The following is a 15,650-nucleotide window of genomic DNA, read 5'->3' on the forward strand; positions in this document are numbered from 1 at the left end:
GAGAGGGGGCTTCAGCATGAACTGGACCGATGAAGGCCTGATCCTTGGCGGTCGCCGGTTTGGTGAGGGCGGTCTCATCATTGATGTGCTGACGAAGACCAGGGGCCGCCGGTCGGGCCTTGTCTATGGCGGCGCCTCGCGGGCGCGTCGGGCGCAGTATGAGGCCGGGAATACCGTTTCATTATCGTGGACAGGCCGGCTGGAGGAACAGCTCGGACGCTTTGACGTGGCGGAGGCGAGCCGGGAGCGGGCCTCGCGCGTGCTGGACGATGCCGGTGCGCTGTCGGCCATATCGGCGGTGACGACGCTTCTGCGCGGTGCGCTGGACGAGGGCGATGCCGCCGGTTCGGCGCTCTACGAGGCAACCACCATCCTGCTCGACCAGATCGAGGCGCGCGAAGTTTGGCCCGCGCTCTACGTGCGCTGGGAGCTGGGCCTTCTGTCGGCTTTGGGCTTTGGGCTGGACCTTGATGAATGTGCGCTGAGCGGTGCGAACGATGGGCTCACCCATGTGTCGCCGAAGACGGGCCGAGCCGTGCGTGGCTCGGAGGCGGAAGAATATGTCAGCCGCCTTCTGCGTCTGCCGGGCTTCCTTGTGACGCCGGGCGCGCCGGTGGGTGTAGATGACATTGCCGACGGGCTGGCGCTGACGGGCTATTTCATCGAGGCGCGCGTGTTCAACGGCATGAACCGCGCCGTACCGGCCCAGAGGGCCCAGCTTGTGGCGCGGCTCCTGAAGCGGGTCTAGACGCTGGCGCTTGGCCGGGCGCCGACTTTCTCGAACCATGCGGTGAGATGCTGGAAGGCCGGGTTCAGCGGCTGGCCGACCTGGTTGCCGAAGGCGAGGAAGCAGAACAGCATGATGTCTGCGAAACTGAAGCTGTCACCGGCCACATAGGCGCGGCTGGCGAGTTGGCCGTCGAGGAATTTCAGCTTGTCCTGCGCGCGGGCTTTCAGGCCCGGTGCGGCGTCCGGCAGGCAGCGCGTGCGATCCTTGAACATGGCAAGGCCTTCGGAGAAGCGGAAGCCATTGGTCATGGGCTCGAGCACATTGAGGTCGACCCAGCGGGTCCAGCGGCGCGTCTGGGCGCGTTCCTCGGGATTGGCGCCGAACAGGCTGTCGCCGGTATGGGTCTCGTCGAGGTATTCGCAGATCGGCCAGATCTCGGTGATGATGGTGCCATCGTCCAGCTCCAGCGCGGGTGACTGGGCAGCCGGATTGACCGACAGATAGGGCTCGCCGAGGTTTTCGCCCTTCACGATATCCACGTCCTGCGTGGGCAGGGTGATGTCGCGCTCGGCCATGTACATGCGCACGACGTGCGGGTTGGGGCCGATGGATGTGTAGAGTTTCATGAGGCGCTTCCCTTTGGAATGATTGTTGTTTTCAGCTTGTGGCGAGGATGTAGATCGCCCGCCCGGCAAGCGGGAAGAGCATCAATGTCGAGGCGATGAAGAAGTAGAAGCGGATCATCACCTTGTTGGCCGTCGCCTGCCAGAGCGAGTGTCCTATCCGGATGATGACATAGGCCCACGCAAAGCCGACATCGATCATGCCAGCCGCGCCGCTGATGGCGAGGGCCAGCGCCAACGCATAGAAGATGGTCGGCTGTTCCATCAGGTGGTTGTAATTGTCGGCAACCTGCCGGACTTCCGACGGAAGGGCATTCCAGGCGTCGCCGCGTGTGTGCCTCGCTTTTTCAGGATGCATCCGGGCCTTGCCCATGGCTGGCACGCGCGTCGCGAGCATCCATATCCACATCACCAGTGACCAGGCCGCGAGGACCGCGACGGGCAGAAGCATGGCATGGGTCATTCGAAACTCCCTGATCTTCTTGTTTCTCAGGAGTGTAGCGAAGATTGCCGGGCGCAGAAGGGGCGACGCTGGGGCAAGGCTTTAGCGGCAGACGCGGCCCGGCCCCATGTCGAAGTGGAAATGGTCCTTGTGGGCGGCGTTATAGTCGGGCCCGAGGGTGACCGAGAAGATATCGCAGCCGCCATCATGGACGCGTTTCAGGAATTTCTCTTCCTTTCCGCCCTGTTTCCAATGGGTTTTCACGTCGATCAGGCGGCCATCCTCCAGCCGGAAGCCTGAAATATCGACCGCATTGGCATGGGCGTGCTGGGAGAGGCGGCTGCTGCCGGCGATGTTGCGGCAGGAAAAGCTGCCATAGGTCTCGATCCGGGCGATGGGAGAGCCGAAGATTTCCACAGCTGCGGGCCGGGCGACATGGCGCTCCCATGTATAAACGGCCGCGGTCTCTGCGCAGGTCATGCTGAGCGTGGCGGAATAGGGCGTTAGCGTGCGGTCAAGCGTCAAGGCATTGTAAAGGCCGCATTTTTCGCCCTTTTCCGCGTCTTCCAGCGGCGTGTAGAGCACGCCGGCATCGTCCAGGGCCTTGAAGCAGACTTCGCGCTGGTCGCGGGCCCGCTGCAGCTTGGCGTGGGTGGCGAGGCCGATGCGGTCGGTCAGGTCTATCGGCGCAAACGGGTTATGCCGGGGCGGGGCCAGCCATACCAGCATGGCCACCAGCAGGAGCGGTACGCCGAGAAGGAGGAGCCAGGCCCGAAACTCAGTCATGTACTTGCGATTTACCCATTTCTTAACCAAACCCCCGTCTTTGTTAATGCTGCACAGCGGCTCCGAGTCGGTATAGATTCGGTCCTGCACCAGAATGTGGCACGAGATGCAAAGAGGCCAGAATGTCCGACCTGCTAGATGACGGCCCGGAAGACCGGATCATAAACGAACCCATGAGCGAGGCGCTGTCGAAGCGCTATCTTGCCTATGCGCTCTCGACCATCACCTCCCGCGCCCTGCCGGATGTGCGCGACGGGCTGAAGCCTGTCCAGCGCCGTATCCTGTATGGCATGCGCGAACTGCGGCTGGATCCCGAAGGCGGCTTCCGCAAGTGCGCCAAGATCGTTGGCGATGTGATGGGTAACTGGCACCCGCATGGTGACAGCTCGATCTATGACACTCTGGTGCGCCTCGCGCAGGATTTCAACGTTCGCTACCCGCTGGTCGATGGCCAGGGCAACTTTGGTAACATCGATGGGGACAGCGCGGCTGCCTATCGTTACACCGAAGCGCGGATGACGCATGCGGCCGAGCTGCTGCTGGAAGGCCTCGACGAGAACGCGGTCGATTTCCGCGCCAACTATGCCGAGAATGACGAAGAGCCGGTCGTCCTGCCGGCGGGATTCCCGAACCTCCTCTGCAATGGTGCGACGGGCATCGCGGTCGGCATGGCGACCAGCATTCCGCCGCACAACGCGGCTGAAGTGATCGATGCCGCGCGCTTCCTGATCGAGACGCCGAAAGCGACGACTGAACAGCTGATGGGCTTCGTGAAGGGGCCTGACTTCCCGACCGGCGGCGTAATCGTCGAGACGCAGGAAGCCATGCTGGACGCCTATGAGACGGGCCGTGGCAGTTTCCGCATGCGCGCCAAGTGGGAAGTCGAAGACACCGGCCGGGGCACCTACCAGATCATCGTCACGCAGATTCCGTATCAGGTGCAGAAGTCGCGCCTGCTGGAGAAGCTGGGCGAACTGCTGGAGCAGAAGAAGCTGCCACTGCTGGACGATGTGCGCGACGAGAGCGCCGAGGATGTACGGCTTGTTCTGGTGCCGCGCGCCAAGACGGTTGAGCCTGATGTGCTGATGGAAAGCCTGTTCAAGTCGTGCGACCTGGAAACGCGTTTCAGCATGAACATGAACGTGCTGCACAAGGGTGCGCCGCAGGTCATGGGCCTCAAGGCCGTGCTGCAAGCCTATCTGGAGCATCGCCGCGAAGTGGTGGTGCGCCGGGCCGAGTTCCGCCTCGACAAGATCGAGAAGCGCCTGCACCTCCTCGATGGCTATCTGGTCGCCTACCTCAATATTGATGAAGTGATCCGCATCATCCGCGAGGAAGACGAGCCGAAACAGGTGATGATCGCCCGGTTCGGCATCACGGACATTCAGGCCGAAGCCATCCTCAACCTCCGCCTGCGTGCATTGCGCAAGCTGGAAGAGATGGAAATTCGCGGCGAGCACGCGAAGCTGGTCGAAGAGCGCGACGAGCTGGTCAAGCTGATCGGATCAACCGCGCGCCAGTGGACGACGGTTTCGAAACAGCTGAAAGCCGCCCGTGATACGCTTGGCCCGGATACCGAGCTTGGCCGCCGCCGCGCGCAGTTCGAGGACGCGCCGGACGTCGACCTCGCCGCCGCGCTGGAAGCCTCCAAGCCGAAGGAGCCGCTGACGGTGGTTCTCTCCGCGCAAGGCTGGATACGCGGCATGAAGGGGCACGGGCTCGACCCGGATTCGACCAAGTTCAAGGATGGCGACGAGCTGTACCTGACGGAAGAAGTGATGAGTACGGACAAGATCATCCTGATGGCGTCTGATGGCCGCGCGTTCACGCTGATGGCTGACAAGCTGCCGGGAGGACGCGGGCATGGCGAGCCGATCCGGCTGTCCATCGACCTGGAAGACAATGTCGATATCGTCGCGATGTTCCGCTACGAGGAAGGTCGCAAGCGCGTCATGGCCTCGACCGTGGGCTATGGTTTTGTGGTCGACGAGAAAGAGCTGGAATCCAACCGCAAGGCGGGCAAGCAGGCCGTGAACCCCGGCGAGGGCACACTGAACGTATGCATTCCGGTTGAAGGCGACATGCTGGCCGTGGTCGGCACGAACCGGAAGATGCTGATCTTCCCGCTCGACGAGCTGCCTGAAATGGCGCGCGGCAAGGGCAACAAGCTGCAGGCCTATCGCGGTAAGGATGCGATGGCCGACGTGATGACATTCGACAAGGAAGACGGCCTGATCGTGATGACCGGCGGTCGCCACCGCGCCTTCCCGGAATGGCAGGAATGGATCGGCAAACGCGCCCAGGCCGGCAAGACCGTGCCAAAAGGCTTCCCGAAGTCGGGCACGTTTAATGGGTAGACTGAGGATGACGTAATGGCCGTAGTCCTGTTCAACATTCAGGCGAACGGCTCATCCTGAGCGAAGTCGAAGGATCGCAACACGCCCCAGCTCGTCCTTCGACTTCGCTCAGGATGAGCGCGGCTCTGGTGGCAACTATAAAGGCGCACTGAACCTCTAACCTTCCTCAATGGCCCTGCCGACCCTAAATAGTCGCCAGTAGCATTGAAGAGGAGACAGCCATGTCCCAGCCCAAGCCCGTTTTGCGTATCCATCCTGCCGAGCGCGATGATATAGCCGATCTGGTAACGCGTCGGCCTGTGCCGGGGCGGGGCATCGATAATGTCGGCGCCTTCCTCTTCCTCAATCATCACGGGCCCCAGACCTACAAGCCGGGCAATCGCGGCCTGCCATTCGGGCCGCACCCGCATCGCGGGTTCGAGACGGTGACCTTCATCCTTGAGGGCAACCTCGCGCACCGCGACAGCGCCGGGCATGAAAGCATTATCAGCAAGGGCGGCGTGCAATGGATGACCGCCGGCAGCGGCCTCGTGCATGAAGAGGTCTCGCCGGAAGCGTTCAAGCGCAGCGGCGGGCCGATGGAAATATTGCAGCTATGGGTGAACCTGCCGTCCAAGCTGAAAATGGTCCAGCCGCGCTATATTGGCGTGCAGGCAGAGAAGATTCCGGTGGTGGAGACAGATGGTGTAAAGCTTCACCTCGTCTCGGGCGAATGGCAGGGCCAGACCGGCGCGATCGAGTCGCTGACGGGCGTGTTCATGACCTGGCTGGAGATGAAGGCGGGCAGCCGGATTGGGTTTGATTCGCTGGCGGGCCGCGATGTGTTTGCCTATGTCGCGCGCGGCGAGGTGGCGATCAACGGCACGTCGGTGAAGGGCTTCAATCTCGCCGAACTCGGCGCGGGCGACAGTGTGGAACTGGTCGCCAGTTCTGACGCCGTGGTCCTGTTCGGCCATGCCGAGCCGATTGACGAACCGATCGTTTCGCACGGCCCGTTCGTGATGAACACGGTCGCGGAAATCCACGAGGCCTATGCGGACTATCAGGCGGGCAAGTTCAGCGCGCCGGTGAATGTGGGTTAGGCCAACGGTTGCGGCAGGCTCATCCTGAGCGAAGTCGAAGGACGAGCCGGCGCGTGTTGCCATCCTTCGACTTCGCTCAGGATGAGTGCAGCTCTTGTGGAATCATAATGCCAGCTGCTCCACAACGTCGCTCATCAGCGGGCCGATCTCGGTGTGCAGCACAAGGTCTGCCATCTGGTCCTGATCGGTCGCCTCGCGGTTGACGATGACGAGTTTCGCGCCGTTGCGCTTGGCTTCGAGCGGTATGCCGGCGGCGGGGTAGACGACGAGAGATGAGCCAAGCACGAGGCAGAGGTCGCACAGCAGCGCCTCTTCGGCGGCATGGGCCATTTCGGCTTCCGGCATGGCTTGGCCAAACGAGATGGTCGCGGTCTTGATGAGGCCCTTGCAGAAGATGCAGGTGAGATCTTCGCCTGCCTCCCAGCGGGATTTGAGCTTTTCGATCTCGTAGCGCTTTCCGCAATTGAGGCAGCGGGCATAGGTGGCGTTGCCATGGATCTCGATTACCTGATCGGCTGGCACGCCGGAATCCTGATGCAAATTGTCGACATTCTGCGTCACCACCGCGCCGACCTTGCCAGTAGTGACGAGTTTCGCGATCGCATCATGGCCGGCATTGGGGCTGGCATCGGTCCAGCCGGCCGAGCGGTTGAAGACGCGGGTCCAGGACTCGTGGCGCTTCTCGGCGGAGGACACAAAGTCCTGGAAATAGATCGGCGCCATCTTGGACCACACGCCGCCGGGGCTGCGAAAATCCGGTATGCCGCTCTCTGTGGAAATGCCCGCACCCGTGAAAACCATCACGCGGGTGGCGGCGTCGATCATGCGCGCAAGGGTGGCAGCATCGGACATGGATATGATGCTACATGACTTATCGGCGAAGGCCAGACACTGATTTTCTGTTTTCCCTCACCTCCTACATTCTTCGGGTGCGGGTCCCCCCTCTCCCAGAGGGAGAGGGGTTGCCGCTCTGAGTGACTTAACCCCTCTCCCTCTGGGAGAGGAGGGGCCCATCGCATAGCGATGGGAGGTGAGGGGTTATTTATACATGCCCTCGCGCAGGTTGATGCCATGCTCGACATAAGCCTTCATGGCACAGAGCATCTGCATCCATCCCGAACAATTGCCATAGGAGGATTTCAGGCCGGACGGGGTTTCGCGCCAGCCTTCTTCGGCGATGGTGACAAGGGTGCGGCCGTCATCTGTGGGCTCGAAGCGCATCGTGACTGTGGTCTGATAGGGCGCGGAGGCCGCCGGATCGTGTGCGTCCCATTTGAGGATGATACGCTTGTCCTTTTCCACCTCGACGACATGGACCGGGAAGGCGCCGGGAAAGTCGCTGAAATCCCACGTCACAATGGCGCCTGTCTCGATACGCCCCTTCGCGCCGCCCGTGGTGAAATAGGCTGACAGTTTGTCCGGGTTCACGACAGCTTCGAACACTTCGGATACCGGGCGGTTGATACGGCCGCTGATTTCAAATTTCAGGTCCATCACATCACTCCTTGTCTTGGCCCCAATCATGTTATAAAAATATAACATGTCAAGTGATGATCAAACCGACCTCGTCTTCAAGGCCCTCGCGGCGGCCATAAGGCGCGACCTGATGGATGCCCTGAAGGACAATCCGCAGACCACCGGCGAGCTGTGCGCGCGCTTTGACAGGTTGAATCGCTGCACGGTGATGCAGCACCTTGGCGTGCTGGAGGAGGCGGGCCTCGTGATCGCCCGCAAGCAGGGGCGCCAGCGCTGGAACTATCTCAATGCCCTGCCGATCAAGCAGATCCATGACCGCTGGATTGGCGCCTATGCCTCCGGCGCTGTCGACCTGCTGGCGCGCATGAAGGACGACATGGAAAACCTCCCGGCCAACGAAGAGGCGTAAGCGTGCTTGCCACAGTGTCATTCAATCGATAAAATCGATTGATAATACAATTATACACCGTTGGAATGATTGTTCATGGCCCTGTATCTCAAAGGGATTCCCATGAAGGCCGAGATGATGCTGACCCTGTTCCACACACAAACCCATGCGCCAAAAACAGTCGTGCCCACTACGCCCGGCATCCTGCCGGGCCTGTTGCTGGCCTCGCTGATCGCGGCAGCGGCCTTTGCGCTGCGCATGCTGCCGGGCGTCCATGCACTGAGCCCGCTGATCCTCGCCATCCTGCTTGGCATGGCTTTCCACAACCTGATCGGAACACCGGCCAGCGCCAAAGCGGGCGTCAGGTTCAGCCTGAAGCGCGTGCTGCGCGCCGGGATTGTGCTGCTCGGACTGCAGCTGACGCTGTCGCAAGTCGTGGCTGTTGGCGGCACAGGTGTGCTGGTGATCGCGGTGACGCTCGTCTCGACCTTCGCCTTCACGGTCTGGCTGGGCCGCATGCTGAAAGTGGACGCGCGGCTGACAGAGCTGATCGCGGCGGGCACGTCAATCTGCGGCGCGTCGGCCGTGATCGCCACCAATACGGTGACGCGGGCGCGAGACGAGGATGTCGCCTATGCGGTGGCTTGCGTGACCGTTTTCGGGTCATTGTCCATGATGCTTTACCCCGTGCTGGGCGGCCTGATGGACCTCGGGCCTCACGCCTTTGGTCTTTGGGCCGGGGCATCAATCCACGAGGTCGCGCAAGTCGTGGCGGCGGCTTACCAGCGCGGCACGGAGGCCGGGGAATTCGGCACGATTGCCAAACTGACCCGCGTCATGATGCTGGCGCCCATGGTGCTCGGGCTCGGCATGCTGGCCGCGCGGCGCCTCAAGGCATCGGGCGGGGAGGCAAGCCGCACGGCGCCGCCGCTGCCATGGTTCGTGTTCGGCTTCATCGCCATGGTCGGCGTGGCGAGTCTGGGTGTTGTTCCGCACGCGGTGTTGCAGCCCGTCTCCACCGCCACGCAATTCCTGCTCGCCATTGCGCTTGCCGCCATGGGCCTTGAGACAGACGTAAGAAAGCTCGCGGCGGAGGGCTTTCGCCCGGCCCTTGTCGGTGCGGGCGGGTGGATATTCATTACATTGGTCAGCCTTGTGCTGATCCGGCTCACGACGGGATAAGCCTTCAATGACGCTCGAACAGCTCCGCATTTTCGTCGCCGTCGCCGAGCGGGAACACATGACCCGCGCGGCCGAGGCGCTGAACCTGACCCAGAGTGCGACAAGCGCGGCGATTGCTGCGCTGGAAGAGCGTCATGACGTGAAGCTGTTTGACCGGGTTGGGCGGCGCATCGTGCTGACGCAGACCGGGCATGCCTTCCTGGACGAGGCCCGCGCCGTTCTCGCCCGCGCGACACTGGCTGTGCAGGCGCTGGACGATCTGGCGGGCCTGCGCCGTGGGGTGTTGCGGCTTGGGGCCAGCCAGACGGTGGCGAACTATTGGCTGCCGCCGCTGATGCAGGCTTTCAGGCTGGCGCATCCCGGCGTGACGCTGGACCTGCAGATAGGCAATACGGAGCAGATCGCCGAAGCCGTTGCGGACCTGTCGGTCGATCTCGGCATCGTGGAGGGCAAACCACAGCGCAATGACCTGAAGCAAACGGCTGTGACCGGCGACCGGACAGCGCTTATCGTGCCGAAGGGCCATGAGTGGACCGGGAAGCCCCCGCGAACGGGCAAGGATTACCGCGCGGCGCGCTGGGTGCTCCGCGAGCCGGGCTCAGGCACGCGGGCGATGCTGCAAGACTTGCTGGCCGGCCATGGCCTCACCCTTGGTGATCTCGATGTGGCGCTCGAACTGCCCTCGAACGAGGCCGTGCGGTCCGCCGTGCAGGCGGGCGCAGGCGCAAGCCTGTTGTCGATGCTGGTGGCGGAGCCGTCGATCATGGCGGGGACATTGTGCGAAGTGGCGGTCGGCCTGCCGCCGCGCAGTTTCCACATCCTGCGCCACAAGGAACGCCATGAAACGGGGCTGGAACAGGCCTTTATCCGCCTCGCCGACGCGCAGGGTCCAGACGCGGAAGCCTGACATCCGAGGCGTCACTTGCCTCTGCGGCAGATGGCGGTTACGCCTGATATATCGTTTTTGTGGAGGGACGGCCCATGAGCCCCATTCTGATCGTACTTGCGATCGCAGTCGCCATCGTCGGCTTTATTATCCTTATCTACAACGGACTGGTGATGAAGCGCCAGCGGGTCAACCAGGCCTTTGCCGACGTGGATGTGCAGCTGAAGCAACGCCAGAACCTGATCCCGAACCTCGTCGAAACCGTGAAGGGCTATGCCAAGCACGAGCAGGAGACATTCCAGCAGGTGATCGCGGCGCGCGCAGCGGCCCAGTCGGCCTCGACACCGGCCGAAATGAGCCAGGCCGAAGGCATGCTGACCGGCGCATTGGGCAAGCTGTTCGCGCTGGCCGAGGCCTATCCTGACCTGAAAGCCAACCAGAACTTCATCCAGTTGCAGAACGAGCTGTCGACCATCGAAGACAAGCTGGCCGCCGCGCGCCGCTTCTACAACTCGGCCGTTCAGGACTACAACACGTCGCGCGAACAGTTCCCGGGGTCTGTCATCGCTGGCATGTTCAGCTTCGAGCCGCGTGACTTCTTCGACGTCGGCGTGGAAGGCCGCGAGGCGCTCTCGACGCCGCCGGAAGTTAAGTTCTAGTCAGAGCGTTTATCATGTAGGGTGCCTCCCATGCCTGTCGTGGGAGGACGCATGATGAAACCTTATCTATTTGTATCGGCCCTGTTTCTGGGCGCGTGCGTCAGTTCCGGCGCAAGCTGGAGCGCATCGACCTGGGACGGCCTCGTACCGCAGACGATTGCGACGCAGAATTATGCCTTCATGGCCGCGCCGATGGCGGGGCAGGGCTTCAAGCTGAAACTCTCAATCAAGACCGATGGCAGCTTTGGTGTCGCCAATGCGGGCCCGCCAACGGATGACCAGCTGACAGAGGCCGCCATCGTCGCGGCGCCGGATGGCTGCACGTTTGTGTCGCTCGAACGCACGCCGGATGGCGGGGCGGAAGCCGCTTACGATTGTAAATAGGTTGAGCCTCTAACTTCATCCGCAGTCCCGGCGAACGCCGGGACCTCAGGCAATTGAAGCAGGAAGCCAGCCGCAAGAGACCCCGGCGTACGCCGGGGATGCGGAGTTATTATAGGGATTGAGCCTCGCCGCGCGCCCTGAACCATGGCGTGATCCGCTCGAGCGCATCCTCCAGCTCCGGGGTTGAGACGGCGAACGAGAAGCGCATGAACTTGTGGCCGTTGACCGGGTCGAAATCGACGCCGGGGGCGGTGGCGACGCCAGTGTCTTTCAAGAGCTGCATGCAGAAGCCGAGGCTATCATCGGTGAAGCGCGAGATGTCCGCATAGATATAGAAGGCGCCGTCGGGTGGGGCGATGCGTTCGAGGCCGAGCGCGGGCAGGGCGGCCAGCATCAGGTCGCGGTTGCGGCGGTATGTGTCGAGGTGGCCTTCCAGCTCGTCGCGGCAATCCATGGCGACGAGGCCCGCGTGCTGGGAAAGCGATGGCGCGGTGAGGAACATGTTGCCGATATAGGCGGCCGTGCGGCTGGCCATGCTGTCGGGCGAAACGATCCAGCCGAGACGCCAGCCCGCCATGGAGAAGTATTTCGAGAATGAGTTGATGACGTAGGCGTCGTTCGTGTGTTCGAGGACGGACGCCGTGCGCGGGCCATAGGAAAGGCCGTGATAGATCTCGTCGGAGATGATGCGGATATTGCGCTCGGCGCAGACCTTGACGATTGCCGCGAGTTCCTCGGCGGGCAGGATGGTTCCGGTGGGGTTCGCGGGGCTGGCGATGATGAGGCCGGCGGGGGCGGGATCAAGCGCGGCGATCTGGGCGGCGCTGAGTTGGAAGCGCGTTTCCTCGCCGCATTCGATTTCGACGGGCACAAGCTTCAGCGCCTTCAGCGTGCCGCGATAGGCGACATAGCCGGGCCGGGCGAGCGCGACCTGATCGCCGGGGTTGAAGGCGGATGACAGGGCCAGCACGAGCGCGGGCGAGGCGCCGCAGGTGATGGCAAGGCGTCGGGGCGTGACTTCTACGCCGTACGTGTCGGCATAGTGCTGGCAGATGCGCGCCTTGAGCTGGGGGCTTTCCCAATAGCCCATGGATTCGGCATCGAGCACGGAATGCGCCGTTTCGACGGCGCGTTTCGGGGCGCCGGTCGAAGGTTGGCCGAATTCCATGTGGATGACAGAGCGCCCGGCCGCCTGCAGCTCATGCGCGAGACGGCTGACGGCGATGGCCTGGAACGGGGAGACGTCGCTACTCAATTGGCGGCGAGGCTCGGCAGCCATGTGGCGAGGGCAGGGACGAAACCGACGAGAATGATCATGGCGATCTGTAGCCCGATGAAGGGCACAGCGCCACGCCAGATGTCCATGGTTTTGATCTCGTCCGGGGCCGCGCCGCGCAGGTAGAAGAGGGCGAAGCCGAAGGGCGGCGTCAGGAAGCTGGTCTGCAGGTTGAGCGCCATCAGGATGGCCAGCCAGATGGGATCAAAGCCCAGCATGATGAGCGGCGGTGCGACGAGCGGGACGACGACGAAGACGATCTCGATGAAGTCGAGGAAGAAGCCGAGCACGAACATGACGAGCATGGTCATGGCAAGGGCGCCCCATTTGCCGCCGGGCGCCTGGTGCAGCATTGCGGCCACCATCTCGTCGCCGTCATAGCCGCGGAAGACGAGGCTGAAGAGCGAGGCGCCGATCAGGATGAGGAAGACCATGCTGGTAATGTGCGTGGCGCTGGTGAGCGCAGGCAGGAGCTGGCGCATCTTGCGCAGCACGAGGAGGCCCGCTGCGACGCCAGCGAAAAAGACCAGGCTGGCGAGCACGGTGAGGATGATGCCGATGGAGTTGGCGCCGCTGATACTGGCGACGCCCGCGCGCAGGTCCATCGTGTTGCGCAGGACGAGGATGGCGATGATGCTGCCGAGACCCGCGAGGATGAGCGGCGCGAGGCGGCTCTTGGCTTCGTCGGCAAGGCGGATGCCGGCGAGGAGGATGGCGCCCGCTGCGCCAATTGCGGCGGCTTCCGTGGGCGGGGCAACGCCGCCGAGGATGGCGCCGAGCACGGCGATGATCAGCAGGAGCGGCGCGCCAAGACCGAAGGCGACCTCTTTTACGGTCAGCGGCTCTGTGTCTTCCGCGAGTGTAACAGGTGGGCATGTGGCCGGCCGGAAGATGGCCATGGCTGCGATATAAAGCAGGTAGAACACGACGAGCAGGACACCGGGGATGAGCGCGCCGGCGAAGAGGTCTCCGACTGATACAACACCAGAGCCTGCGCCTTTGAGGCTGGCCTGGCTGGCGGCATTTGAGACAGCATCGGCGAGCAGGATCAGCACGATGGAGGGCGGAATGATCTGGCCGAGCGTGCCGGACGCGGCGATCGTGCCGGTGGCGAGCTTGGGGTCATAGCCCTGGCGCAGCATTGTGGGCAGGGCGATCAGCGTCATCGTGATGACGGTGGCACCCACAATGCCGGTGGAAGCAGCGAGCAGCGCGCCGACGAGGACGACGGCATAGCCGAGGCCGCCGCGTACACGCGCGAGCAGGCGGCTGGCAATGTGCAACAGGTCTTCTGCCACGCGGGAGCGTTCGAGGATCACGCCCATCAGCACAAAGAGGGGCACAGCCACCAGCGTCTGGCTCTGCATGATCGAGGCGCCCTGGATACGGCTCGGGAAGGCGATCAGGAAGGAGGGCGAAAAGGTGCCGGTGGCGATACCGAGCAGCGCAAACAGGAGCGCGACGCCGCCGAGTGTGAGCGCCACGGAATAGCCCGCCAGCAGGCCGAGAATGGCGCAGGCGAACATGGCGACGGCGAGGATGATCTCAAACTCCATCATGGCCTCCCCCGGTTTCGCCTTCGATGGGCGTGGCAGCGGGCGGCAGCTTGCCCGTGAGGCGCAAGGCGGCCTTCAGCGCGACCGAGAGACCGGCGGTCATCAAGAGGACCGCGAAGACCGGCACGAGTGTCTTGAACAGGAAGAGGATCGGCAGGCCGTCGGATTCGCGCGAGCCTTCGAGCAGGCTCCAAGAGCGCGTCAGGCCCTGCTCGCCATTGGTGATGAGGCGCAGGCAGATCGGGAAGAGGAAGAGGTAAGTGCCGACCAGTTCGATCCAGTTGCGGCCTGCTTCGCCGAAGCGGGGGCGCAGGATGTCGACGCGGACATGGGCGTCATCGCGCAGGGCAGCAGCGGAGCCGAGCATGAACATGGCGGCGAAGGCATAGATGACGATTTCGCTGAGCCAGGTGAAGGAGAGGCCAAAGGCATAGCGCAAGATGACGACCGCGAGCTGGGCGAGTACGAGGATCAGCGCGCTGGCAATGGCGAGGCCCAGCGCGCCGCCCGACAGCACGTCGAGGAAGGCGATCATGCGCTTGGCGAAACGGTCTATCAGGCCCGGAAAGGCCAGCGTGACAAGCGGGACGGCAAAGAGGGGCAGGCAGAGGATGCCGAGGACTTTCAGCCAGGCGCCGAGGTAGAGGTAAAACGTCGGATCCATGTTGCCCCCCAGCCAGCCTATTTGCCGAGTTCGCGGGCGGGATAATAGGCGCCGTCGGAGACCTTCGCCCAGCCGCGCATCAGTTTGAGGCTGGCCTCGAAGCTCTCATAGATGCGCTTCTCGATGCCGTCCTTGCCGCTGGCGGCGCGCACGTCATAGGCGGCCTCGGACATGGCCTTGACGACTTCCGGCGGGAAAGACCGCAGCTGCGTGCCATGCTCGCGGACGAGCAGGTCGAGGTAGACGGAGTTCTGGTAAGTGAACTCGCCAAGCGATGTGTGATTGGTGGATTCGCAAGCTGCCTTGATGATGGCCTGTTCGCCAGCGGTGAGGCTTTCCCAGACTTTCAGGTTCATGCCGACGGCGAGGCTGGCGCCGGGCTCGTGGAAGCCGGGGCCATAATAATAGGGGGCCTCGCGGTGGAAGCCGAGCGAGTAGTCGTTCCAAGGGCCGACCCATTCGGTCGCGTCGATGGAGCCGGTCTGCAGGGCCTGATAGATCTCGCCGCCAGAGAGCGCGATAGCCGAGCCGCCAAGCGCGCGCAGCACGTCGCCGCCTTGCCCCGGAATGCGCATCTTGAGGCCGACCAGATCGTCGAGGCTGTTGATCTCCTTGCGGAACCAGCCGCCCATCTGGTGGCCGGTATTGGCGCCCTGAATGGCTTTCACGCCGAACTGGCCGGAGAGTTCATCCCAGAGTTCCTGACCCCCGCCGAAATCGATCCAGCCCATGATTTCCTGCGCCGTCATGCCGAAGGGCACGGCGGTGAAGAAGGGGAAGGCGGGAGACTTGGCGGTCCAGTAATATTCGGCGCCATGATACATGTCGGCCGAGCCATTCGCGACGGCATCGAAGCTCTCAAAAGCAGGGACGAGTTCACCGGCCGCGAAGACCTTGATCTCCATCAGGCCGTCGGACATGGCGTAGACACGTTCCGACACGCGCTCGGCGGCGCGGCCGAGGCCGGGCAGGCCCTTGGGCCATGTCGTGACCATGTTGAACTTGCGGCGGTTGCGATTGATCTTGGCGGGCGCGAGGACCTGCGCGACTTCCGGATTGGCAAAGGCGGCGGCTGCGCCAGCTGCGCCGAGGAGGCCGGCGCCGACGATATTGCGTCGGTTGATCATCAGATGTCCTCCCAGAGAGCCCCGCCCTGCAC

The 15,650-nt window shown here is 63.2% G+C and carries 17 protein-coding genes; 8 read left to right on the top strand and 9 right to left on the bottom strand.

Annotated elements, in window-relative coordinates:
* Positions 1 to 16: 16 nt before the first annotated feature.
* Positions 17 to 748, top strand: coding sequence for a DNA repair protein RecO (gene recO, locus HOC_RS03360; protein ID WP_035535867.1), 732 nt, complete (start codon positions 17 to 19; stop codon positions 746 to 748).
* Here the strand turns inward: recO and HOC_RS03365 are convergent.
* The 3 genes from HOC_RS03365 to HOC_RS03375 all read right to left on the bottom strand — a co-directional run bounded on the left by HOC_RS03365 (position 745) and on the right by HOC_RS03375 (position 2,581).
* Positions 745 to 1,356, bottom strand: a complete 612-nt coding sequence (locus HOC_RS03365; protein ID WP_035535868.1) for a glutathione S-transferase family protein — start codon at positions 1,354 to 1,356, stop codon at positions 745 to 747. The two genes, recO and HOC_RS03365, sit on opposite strands and share 4 nt — an antisense overlap.
* Before the next feature lie 31 nt (positions 1,357 to 1,387).
* Positions 1,388 to 1,816 (bottom strand): MAPEG family protein, encoded by a 429-nt coding sequence (locus HOC_RS03370; RefSeq protein WP_035535869.1) that lies wholly within the window; start codon positions 1,814 to 1,816, stop codon positions 1,388 to 1,390.
* Positions 1,817 to 1,897: 81 nt separating this feature from the next.
* Complete coding sequence (locus HOC_RS03375) at positions 1,898 to 2,581, bottom strand: extensin-like domain-containing protein (protein ID WP_035535870.1); 684 nt, start codon at positions 2,579 to 2,581, stop codon at positions 1,898 to 1,900.
* Between the two features lie 122 nt (positions 2,582 to 2,703).
* Between HOC_RS03375 and parC the strand changes: the two genes are divergently transcribed.
* On the top strand, positions 2,704 to 4,938 hold the full coding sequence (gene parC / locus HOC_RS03380) for a DNA topoisomerase IV subunit A (protein ID WP_035535871.1): 2,235 nt from the start codon (positions 2,704 to 2,706) through the stop codon (positions 4,936 to 4,938).
* A gap of 221 nt (positions 4,939 to 5,159) precedes the next feature.
* Entirely contained in the window at positions 5,160 to 6,020 is an 861-nt protein-coding gene (locus HOC_RS03385; RefSeq protein WP_035535872.1) for a pirin family protein, read from the top strand.
* Positions 6,021 to 6,122: 102 nt separating this feature from the next.
* Here the strand turns inward: HOC_RS03385 and HOC_RS03390 are convergent, their stop codons facing one another.
* Together HOC_RS03390 and HOC_RS03395 are read right to left on the bottom strand one after the other, a co-directional pair.
* Positions 6,123 to 6,872, bottom strand: coding sequence for an SIR2 family NAD-dependent protein deacylase (locus HOC_RS03390; RefSeq protein WP_035535873.1), 750 nt, complete (start codon positions 6,870 to 6,872; stop codon positions 6,123 to 6,125).
* 186 nt (positions 6,873 to 7,058) lie between these two features.
* Complete coding sequence (locus tag HOC_RS03395) at positions 7,059 to 7,514, bottom strand: SRPBCC family protein (protein ID WP_035535959.1); 456 nt, start codon at positions 7,512 to 7,514, stop codon at positions 7,059 to 7,061.
* 46 nt (positions 7,515 to 7,560) lie between these two features.
* On the opposite strand from HOC_RS03395, the gene HOC_RS03400 reads away from it, so the two are divergent.
* The 5 genes from HOC_RS03400 (at position 7,561) to HOC_RS03420 (ending at position 10,995) form a co-directional block, all read left to right on the top strand.
* Complete coding sequence (locus HOC_RS03400) at positions 7,561 to 7,905, top strand: ArsR/SmtB family transcription factor (RefSeq protein WP_035535874.1); 345 nt, start codon at positions 7,561 to 7,563, stop codon at positions 7,903 to 7,905.
* A gap of 114 nt (positions 7,906 to 8,019) precedes the next feature.
* Positions 8,020 to 9,066, top strand: a complete 1,047-nt coding sequence (locus HOC_RS03405; protein ID WP_084146121.1) for a YeiH family protein — start codon at positions 8,020 to 8,022, stop codon at positions 9,064 to 9,066.
* 7 nt (positions 9,067 to 9,073) lie between these two features.
* The gene (locus tag HOC_RS03410; RefSeq protein ID WP_035535875.1) at positions 9,074 to 9,973 is read left to right on the top strand and encodes a LysR family transcriptional regulator; all 900 of its coding nucleotides are present in this window, start codon (positions 9,074 to 9,076) and stop codon (positions 9,971 to 9,973) included.
* 74 nt (positions 9,974 to 10,047) lie between these two features.
* The gene (locus tag HOC_RS03415; RefSeq protein ID WP_035535876.1) at positions 10,048 to 10,611 is read left to right on the top strand and encodes a LemA family protein; all 564 of its coding nucleotides are present in this window, start codon (positions 10,048 to 10,050) and stop codon (positions 10,609 to 10,611) included.
* 51 nt (positions 10,612 to 10,662) lie between these two features.
* Entirely contained in the window at positions 10,663 to 10,995 is a 333-nt protein-coding gene (locus HOC_RS03420; protein WP_035535877.1) for a hypothetical protein, read from the top strand.
* 109 nt (positions 10,996 to 11,104) lie between these two features.
* Here the strand turns inward: HOC_RS03420 and HOC_RS03425 are convergent, their stop codons facing one another.
* From HOC_RS03425 to HOC_RS03440, 4 genes are read right to left on the bottom strand one after another with little or no spacing between them, the layout of a single operon-like run.
* Positions 11,105 to 12,274: a pyridoxal phosphate-dependent aminotransferase gene (locus tag HOC_RS03425; protein ID WP_241766880.1), complete on the bottom strand. Its 1,170-nt coding sequence runs from the start codon at positions 12,272 to 12,274 to the stop codon at positions 11,105 to 11,107.
* Complete coding sequence (locus tag HOC_RS03430) at positions 12,247 to 13,827, bottom strand: TRAP transporter large permease (RefSeq protein WP_035535878.1); 1,581 nt, start codon at positions 13,825 to 13,827, stop codon at positions 12,247 to 12,249. The genes HOC_RS03425 and HOC_RS03430 overlap by 28 nt, the downstream gene beginning before the upstream one ends.
* The gene (locus tag HOC_RS03435) at positions 13,817 to 14,491 is read right to left on the bottom strand and encodes a TRAP transporter small permease subunit (RefSeq protein WP_035535879.1); all 675 of its coding nucleotides are present in this window, start codon (positions 14,489 to 14,491) and stop codon (positions 13,817 to 13,819) included. Before HOC_RS03435 ends, HOC_RS03430 begins: the two co-directional genes overlap by 11 nt.
* 17 nt (positions 14,492 to 14,508) lie before the next feature.
* Complete coding sequence (locus HOC_RS03440) at positions 14,509 to 15,618, bottom strand: TRAP transporter substrate-binding protein (RefSeq protein WP_035535880.1); 1,110 nt, start codon at positions 15,616 to 15,618, stop codon at positions 14,509 to 14,511.
* Positions 15,619 to 15,650: the final 32 nt, after the last annotated feature.

Origin of the sequence: Hyphomonas oceanitis SCH89, assembly GCF_000685295.1 — a bacterium.
GTDB lineage: Bacteria > Pseudomonadota > Alphaproteobacteria > Caulobacterales > Hyphomonadaceae > Hyphomonas > Hyphomonas oceanitis.

What these genes read in the sequence shown, in the direction of transcription:
- HOC_RS03420 (WP_035535877.1), top strand. Translation starts at nt 10,663, where the DNA reads ATGATGAAACCTTATCTATTTGTATCGGCCCTGTTTCTGGGCGCGTGC.
- HOC_RS03435 (WP_035535879.1), bottom strand. Translation starts at nt 14,491, where the DNA reads ATGGATCCGACGTTTTACCTCTACCTCGGCGCCTGGCTGAAAGTCCTC.
- HOC_RS03395 (WP_035535959.1), bottom strand. Translation starts at nt 7,514, where the DNA reads ATGGACCTGAAATTTGAAATCAGCGGCCGTATCAACCGCCCGGTATCC.
- HOC_RS03440 (WP_035535880.1), bottom strand. Translation starts at nt 15,618, where the DNA reads ATGATCAACCGACGCAATATCGTCGGCGCCGGCCTCCTCGGCGCAGCT.
- HOC_RS03410 (WP_035535875.1), top strand. Translation starts at nt 9,074, where the DNA reads ATGACGCTCGAACAGCTCCGCATTTTCGTCGCCGTCGCCGAGCGGGAA.
- HOC_RS03370 (WP_035535869.1), bottom strand. Translation starts at nt 1,816, where the DNA reads ATGACCCATGCCATGCTTCTGCCCGTCGCGGTCCTCGCGGCCTGGTCA.
- HOC_RS03425 (WP_241766880.1), bottom strand. Translation starts at nt 12,274, where the DNA reads ATGGCTGCCGAGCCTCGCCGCCAATTGAGTAGCGACGTCTCCCCGTTC.
- HOC_RS03365 (WP_035535868.1), bottom strand. Translation starts at nt 1,356, where the DNA reads ATGAAACTCTACACATCCATCGGCCCCAACCCGCACGTCGTGCGCATG.
- HOC_RS03385 (WP_035535872.1), top strand. Translation starts at nt 5,160, where the DNA reads ATGTCCCAGCCCAAGCCCGTTTTGCGTATCCATCCTGCCGAGCGCGAT.
- HOC_RS03400 (WP_035535874.1), top strand. Translation starts at nt 7,561, where the DNA reads ATGTCAAGTGATGATCAAACCGACCTCGTCTTCAAGGCCCTCGCGGCG.
- HOC_RS03405 (WP_084146121.1), top strand. Translation starts at nt 8,020, where the DNA reads ATGATGCTGACCCTGTTCCACACACAAACCCATGCGCCAAAAACAGTC.
- HOC_RS03415 (WP_035535876.1), top strand. Translation starts at nt 10,048, where the DNA reads ATGAGCCCCATTCTGATCGTACTTGCGATCGCAGTCGCCATCGTCGGC.
- HOC_RS03375 (WP_035535870.1), bottom strand. Translation starts at nt 2,581, where the DNA reads ATGACTGAGTTTCGGGCCTGGCTCCTCCTTCTCGGCGTACCGCTCCTG.
- HOC_RS03430 (WP_035535878.1), bottom strand. Translation starts at nt 13,827, where the DNA reads ATGGAGTTTGAGATCATCCTCGCCGTCGCCATGTTCGCCTGCGCCATT.
- parC (WP_035535871.1), top strand. Translation starts at nt 2,704, where the DNA reads ATGTCCGACCTGCTAGATGACGGCCCGGAAGACCGGATCATAAACGAA.
- recO (WP_035535867.1), top strand. Translation starts at nt 17, where the DNA reads ATGAACTGGACCGATGAAGGCCTGATCCTTGGCGGTCGCCGGTTTGGT.
- HOC_RS03390 (WP_035535873.1), bottom strand. Translation starts at nt 6,872, where the DNA reads ATGTCCGATGCTGCCACCCTTGCGCGCATGATCGACGCCGCCACCCGC.